Annotated in this window: 1 protein-coding gene; it reads right to left on the bottom strand. The window is 29.1% G+C overall.

Annotated features, from left to right (window positions below):
• On the bottom strand, positions 1-1,009 hold a 1,009-nt coding region (locus PL77_RS32190), incomplete at both ends, for a hypothetical protein (RefSeq protein ID WP_044213710.1).

Genomic DNA, 1,009 nt, shown 5'->3' with positions numbered 1-1,009 from the left:
ACACTTTGTTCTAAATTCCAGTTTAAGGTATTATTAGGATTTGAATTATAAATATCTACTAATGCAAGCGAATCCAATATATCAAAACTATTGGCAGGAAATATATTAATCGATTTAGAGAATAGTGTTAATTCAGGGAAGTCTGGGCTTTTGTAAGTGTAATTATATTTTCCAGTAACAGAAGCAATATATGTAGAATCATTTTGATCAGGTATAATGTTATTATCGAAATACCATTCGAAAGAGATATTTTCGATGCCGGTATCTATGTTTTCATCAATACTAAGTAATTGCTTTCTGTTGGAGAATAACTCTATTGCGTTACTTATCGAATCTTGAGGTGAATAAGTAAAATAAGATGTTGCATTAGGAATGACTTTTAAGTCTTTGAAAGTTAATTTATTATTTTCAAGTTTAATAGTGTCGAGATTACTCCAGAATTTAGCTTCATCAGGAATTTGATTAATACTATTATTTTGCAGTGTAATTTTTCTAAGATCACTCCATAGTTTAAGATTAGCTGGTAGTAGTGTGATATTATTATTGTCAATCATTAGAACTTTAATACTGTTTATGTTGCTAATAGATTCAGGTAGACTTGATATGTTATTCTTAGAAAGAATCAGAGAATCAATTTTATCAAGATTACTGATATTATCATTAATAAGGTTGATATTTTTATTAGCCAGTTTTAAAGCAGTCACCCTGTAATTATTTATAGATACACCTTCCCAAGTGGATATAGGGTCATCAAGGTTCCAATTTAACGAACTTTGTGGGTTGTCTTTGGAAATTTGAGCTACAACAGTTGAATCTTGGGCAAGTTGAATTTGATCAAAAACGATATATTTTTCTGTATTGATTGTCAAATCAATAAACTTTGAGTTCTTAATTTCACAATGATATTCACCAGTAATATTAGTTGTCAGTTCTCTGCTAATCTCTCCTTCAATGGGTGTGTTATCTTTAAACCATTGATATGTATTTGTTGATACATTAGTATCAAAGT

The organism is Flammeovirga sp. OC4 (assembly GCF_000812565.1).
Lineage (GTDB): Bacteria > Bacteroidota > Bacteroidia > Cytophagales > Flammeovirgaceae > Flammeovirga.
The sequence above is the reverse complement of the archived record's forward strand: the minus strand, read 5'-3'. Positions and strand labels throughout refer to the sequence as shown.